Source organism: Paraburkholderia sp. SG-MS1 (assembly GCF_012275575.1).
Lineage (GTDB): Bacteria > Pseudomonadota > Gammaproteobacteria > Burkholderiales > Burkholderiaceae > Paraburkholderia.
Genome location: NZ_NPIH01000106.1, coordinates 1 through 5838, shown reverse-complemented (window position 1 = coordinate 5838; position 5838 = coordinate 1). Strand labels below are relative to the sequence as shown.

Sequence of the window (5838 nt, the reverse complement as noted above, 5' to 3'; positions counted from 1 at the left end):
GCCGTGCTCTTCGACCCGAACGCGATCCAGCAGCCGCCACTCGCCACACCGACGCCCGCGCTCACCGCGGCCACGGTCAAGGCGTTGGGCGTCAGGACGCCGACCACCGCCGAACCCGGCACGCTAGTGCCGGGCGGCCGCCGTCAAACGCTGACCTTCGCCGACCTCGGCGCGCTCGACCCGCTGCAACTGCGCGGCACCGACGGCCAGAACGGCGTCGCGTTTTCCGTCCGTGGCGACGAAGTGGTGACCGGCGCGCTGCTGCATCTGATCTACAGCTACTCGCCCGCGCTGCTCGCCAACCTTTCGCAGCTGAAGGTGCTGGTCAACGGCGAAGTCGCCGCCACGCTGCCGGTGCCGAAAGAACAGGCGGGTATGCTGGTCGCGCGTGACGTGTCGATCGATCCGCGCTTCATTACCGAATTCAACCACCTGAACGTGCAGTTGATCGGCCATTACACGACGAGCTGCGAAGACCCGGCGAATTCGTCTCTGTGGGCCACGCTCAGCAATGCGAGCTCGCTCGACCTCACCTATGCGTCGCTCGCCAGCGCGCCGGATCTGGCCGCGCTACCGGCGCCGTTCTTCGACCGACGCGACGTGCGCCGCCTCGAACTGCCGTTCGTGTTTGCGCAAAAGCCGGGCGCGGGCACGCTCGAAGCGGGCGGCATCGTTGCTTCGTGGTTCGGCGCGCTGGCCGGCTATCGCGGCGCGGTATTTCCCGCGCAACTGGATAATGCGCCGCTGTCGGGCAACGCCGTGGTGTTCGCCACCGACGACCAGCGCCCCGCCGGCGTCACGCTGCCGGCCATCTCGGGCCCGACCATCGCGGTGGTCGATCGCGCGGCGCCCGCGCGCGGCAAACTGCTGCTCGTGATGGGTCGCACCGAAGCCGAACTGAAGACCGCCGCGAAGTCGCTCGGCATCGGCCAGAACACGCTCTCCGGCCAGAGCGCGACGATCACGCAGCTGACCGAGCTCACGCCACGCGTGCCCTATGACGCGCCGAACTGGCTCGCGACCAACCGTCCTGTGCGTTTCGGCGAACTCGCCAATCCGCGCGACCTGACCGTGTCCGGCTACGACGCCGACGCGGTCCGCATCAACATGCGCGTGCCGCCGGATCTGTTCATGTGGCACACGCGCGGCGCGCCGCTGGACTTGCGCTACCGCTACACCGTGCGGCCGGCGCGCGACCGCTCGTCGCTGAACGTAAGCGTGAACAACGGCTTCGTGCAGGCGCTGCCGATTCCGGCCGAGTCCGCGTCGGTGTTCGAGCTGAGCCATTACTTCGGCCGCATCATGCCCGACCGCACCGCCGAAGCCCGCCGCACCGTGCGCATTCCGCCGCTGCTGCTGACGCCGCGCGCACAACTGCGTCTGCATTTCTACTACGACATTCCGAACACCGGCGAATGTCATGGCCGCCTGCTCGACAACGTGGTCGGCGCGATCGATCCGAACTCGACCATCGACCTGTCGTCGTTCCCGCATTACATGGCACTGCCCGATCTGGCCGCGTTCGCCAATAGCGGCTTCCCGTTCACGCGCATGGCGGACCTCTCCGAGACCGCCGTGATCCTGCCGAACGATGCCGATTCGAGCGATTACAGCCTGTATCTGCTGACCATGGGCCGCATGGGTGAATCGACCGGCTACCCGGTGACGGGCGTGACGGTCGGCACAGCCGACGACGCCGACAAGTACGCGAGCAAGGACCTGTTGATTTTCGGCGCGCCGGGCAAGCAGCCGCTGCTGCAGCGCTGGGCCAGCTCGATGCCGTTCTCGAGCGACGGCAACGCGCACACCTTCCGGCTCTCCGACATCGCCTTCTGGCTACAGGACTGGTGGCATGGTGAACGCGGCGTCGAGCGCACGCCCGCGCGCGCCGACCTCACGCTCGTGAGTTCGAACGGCGCCGCCTTGCTGACCGGCTTCGAGTCGCCGTTGCAGAAGAACCGCAGCGCCGTCGCGCTGGTGAGCGCGGCCGGGCAATCGGACGCCGACCTCTCGGGGGCGCTGCTCGACGCCGACGTGCTGCCGAAGATTCAAGGTGCGATGGCCGTGATCCACGGCCGCGACGTGACCATCACGTCGAATGGCGACGCGTACTACGTCGGCCACTTGTCGCCGCAGGAGTATCTGCGCTGGGCGCTGTCCTCGCATCCGCTGCTGTTGATGCTGGGGGGCGTGCTCGCGGCGCTGATCATCGCCGGCCTCTTCTACCGGACGCTGCGCTCGATCGCCGCGCGCCGCCTGAAGGACTGACAGGACTGATATGCGGGTTCATCGAATCAACCAGACAATGACTGTTGCGCTGACGCTCGGATTGGCGGCGTCGGCCAGTTTCGGCGGCATCGTGAAAGTCGCGCAGAGCAACGCCGCGCCGGGCGCATGCGGCGAATGGAGCGGCTATCGCACGTTCGTCGAACGCTTCGTGCAGGCCGACGGCCGTGTGATCGACTACTCGACGCCGGCTCAGCAGACCACTTCGGAAGGCCAGTCGTACGGGCTCTTTTTCGCGCTGGTCGCAAACGACCGCGCAACCTTCGACCGGCTGCTCGCCTGGACTCGCAGCAACCTCGCGGGCAATCAGTTCGACGTGCATAACGTGCGCCTGCCCGCCTGGCAATGGGGCAAAAAGCCGGACGGCTCATACGGCGTGCTCGATCCGAATTCGGCGTCCGACTCAGACCTGTGGATTGCCTACGATCTGCTGCAAGCCGGCCGCCTATGGGGCGACGCGAGCTATACGCACCTTGGCGAGGCGCTCGCCGCGCAGATCGCCCGTGAAGAGGTCACCACGCTGCCCGGCGTCGGGCCGATGCTGCTGCCCGGACCGCAAGGCTTCAAAACCGCCGGTGTGACGCGTCTGAATCCGAGCTATCTGCCGTTGCCGGTGCTGCGCGGACTCGCGCACGAGTTGCCGGACGGTCCGTGGAGCCAGCTCACGGCCAGCGCCTACCAGTTCGTCAAGACCACCGCGCCGCAAGGTTTCGCACCCGACTGGGCGGCCTGGCAAAACGGCCAATTCGTGGTCGACCCGAAGAACGGCGACGTCGGCAGCTACGACGCGATCCGCGTCTACCTGTGGGCCGGGCTGGCCGCGCCCGCCGATCCGCTCGCGAAGCCGTGGCTCGCGGCACTCGGCGGCATGCGCGCGAAGGTCGCGCAAAACGGCTTCCCGCCGGAGAAAGTGTCGTCGACCACCGGCGCGGCCAGCGGCGAGGGCCCGCTCAGCTACTGGGGCGCGCTCGCACCGTACTTCAAGTCGCTCGACGACGAGCACGGCCTCGGCCTCGCGCGCGCGCATCTGGCCGCGCTCGACGCCGCCGTGCCGGGCCGCGAGCCGGTTTATTACGATCGTGTGCTGGGCTTGTTCGGCACGGGTTTCATCGACGGCCGTTACCGCTTCGACGCAAGCGGCCGTCTCGTGCCAGGCTGGAGAAACGCATGCCATTGAGCGCCCTCGCATTGTCATTGCGCTTCGCGCTGAGCATTACCACGGTCTGCTGCGTGGCGACGGCCGCACCCGATGCTTTGGCACAGACATCGAAAGATCCCTTGAGCGTGCTAATCGATCAGGGCAAGTACTGGCAGTCGCATCAACGCGGCGACCTCGCCGAGCAGGCGTGGCTGAAGGTGCTGCGCATCGATCCGAAGCAGCCCGACGCGCTGTTCGGCATGGGCATGGTGCTCGCCGATCGCAAGGACGGTGCCGGGGCGCAGCAATATCTCGCGCGCCTGAAGGCGGCCGCGCCGAACTATCCGAATCTCGATGAACTGGGGCGGCGGCTGGGCGAGTCGAGCCCGCGCGACCAGACCGTCAACGACGCGCGGCGGCTCGCGCAAAGCGGTCAAAGCGCGAGCGCGGTGCAGGAATATCAACGCGCGCTGCAGGGCAAACCGGCGACGCCGCAATTGCAGCTCGAGTACTACCAGGCGCTATCGGCCACGCCGCAAGGCTGGGATCAGGCGCGCCGCGGGCTCGAACAACTCGCGCGCGACAACCCCGACGATCCGCGTTACGCGCTCGCCTACGCGCAGCATCTGACCTATCGCGACGTGACGCGCCGCGACGGTATCGCGCGGCTCCAAAAACTCGCCGGTGACGGCACGGTTGGCGCGGCGGCGAAAAAGAGCTGGCGTCAGGCGCTGTTGTGGCTGGATGCGCGGCCCTCCGACGCAGCGCTATATCAGGCATATCTGCAAACCGCGAGCGACGACGCCGCCGTCAAGGCGCGCTTCGATTCGATGGTGCAGCAGGACGGCACGGCGCGCGCTCGCTCGCAGGAAAGCGCCGCCGTCGACGCGCGTGGCCGCGTGATCGCCGACGGCTTCGCCGCGCTCGATCGCAACGACATCGCCACTGCGCGCGCGAAGTTCTCGTCGGTGCTCGCGCGCGGTCCGAACGATCCCGATGCGCTCGGCGGCATGGGCATCGCCGCGTTGAAGCAGGAACATTTCGCCGAAGCGCGCAACTATCTGGAGCGCGCCTCGCGCGGCGGCAATGCGGCGCGCTGGAAAACCGCACTCGACAGCGCGACCTACTGGACCTACACCAGCGACGCGATCGGCGCGCGCAGCAACGGCGAGTTCGCGAAGGCGAAGGCCCTGTTCGAGCGGGCGATCGCCCTGAATCCGTCCGACGTCACCGCACAGGTGCTGCTCGGCGAAATGCTGCTCGCGAACCATGACGCGGCCGGCGCGGAGCAGGCGTACCGGATGGCGCTGCGCCGCCAGGCCGACAACCCCGACGCGATTCGTGGGCTGGTTGGTGCACTCGCCGCGCAAGGGCGCGGCGACGAGGCGTTGCAGTTCGCCAATCGGCTGAACACCGAACAGCAATCGAAGGCAGGCGGCATCAACCGTCTGCGCGGCGAGGCGCAGGCCGCCCAGGCGCGCGCCGCCGAAGCGCGCGGCGATCTCGGCAGCGCGCGCAGCCTGTTCGAAGACGCGCTGCTGAACACGCCCGACGATCCCTGGCTGCGCCTCGACCTCGCGCGCATCTACGTGCGCCAGGGCGCGGTCGCCAACGCGCGCAGCATGATGGACGGCCTGCTCGCCGCCCATCCCGACATGACCGACGCGCTGTATGCGAGTGCGCTGCTGTCGGCGGAAACCCAGGACTGGAGCGCGGGGCTCGCGCAGCTCGAACGCATTCCGGTCGCGCAACGCACCGACGCGATGACCACCTTGCAGCACCGCCTGTGGGTGCATCAGCAGGCGGACATCGCGACGCGGCTCGCGCGCAACGCTCAGACGCAGCAGGCGCTCGCCACGCTGAGCGCCGCGGAGCCGGTGGCCGGCACCAGCCCCGAGCTGATCGGCGTGATCGCCGGCGCCTATCAGCAGGCGGGCGACCCGAACCGCGCGCTTAGCCTCATGCGCGGCGCGATGAACGCCGCGCCCGGCAATACCGATCTGCTGCTGCAGTACGCGGGCATTCTGTCCGCGACCGGACAGGAAGCCGAACTCGGCATGGTGATGCGCCGGCTCGCGTCGCTGCAGCTGACGCCGCAGCAGCGCACCGACTTCGGCAACCTGAATCTCGGCATCGTCATCAAGCAGGCCGATGCGGTACGTCAGCGAGGCGATCTCGCGAGCGCCTACGACGTGATCGCGCCGTGGCTCGCGGCGATGCCCGACAATCCGGAGCTGCAGGCCGCGCTCGGCCGCCTCTATTCGAGCGCCGGCGACGATCGCAACGCGCTCGCGAGCTACCGCGTCGCACTGCAGCGCCGCCCCGACGACCTGAACCTGCTGCAGGCGGCGATCCCCGCCGCGGTCGGCGCCAGGCAGAATAGCTACGCCGAATCGCTCGCGAATCAGGCGCTC

At 68.4% G+C, this 5838-nt stretch carries 3 protein-coding genes; all 3 read left to right on the top strand.

Features of this window, described 5'->3' with window-relative positions; genetic code table 11:
* The coding region (gene bcsB, locus CIC12_RS07500) for a cellulose biosynthesis cyclic di-GMP-binding regulatory protein BcsB (RefSeq protein ID WP_168663518.1) at positions 1–2268 on the top strand (2268 nt) is incomplete at its 5' end.
* 10 nt (positions 2269–2278) lie between these two features.
* On the top strand, positions 2279–3463 hold the full coding sequence (gene bcsZ / locus CIC12_RS07495; RefSeq protein WP_168663517.1) for a cellulose synthase complex periplasmic endoglucanase BcsZ: 1185 nt from the start codon (positions 2279–2281) through the stop codon (positions 3461–3463).
* On the top strand, positions 3454–5838 hold a 2385-nt coding region (locus CIC12_RS07490), incomplete at its 3' end, for a tetratricopeptide repeat protein (protein ID WP_168663516.1). The genes bcsZ and CIC12_RS07490, both read left to right, overlap by 10 nt.

Excerpts from the sequence above, each read along its gene's own strand:
- bcsZ (WP_168663517.1), top strand. The coding sequence starts at position 2,279 with ATGCGGGTTCATCGAATCAACCAGACAATGACTGTTGCGCTGACGCTC.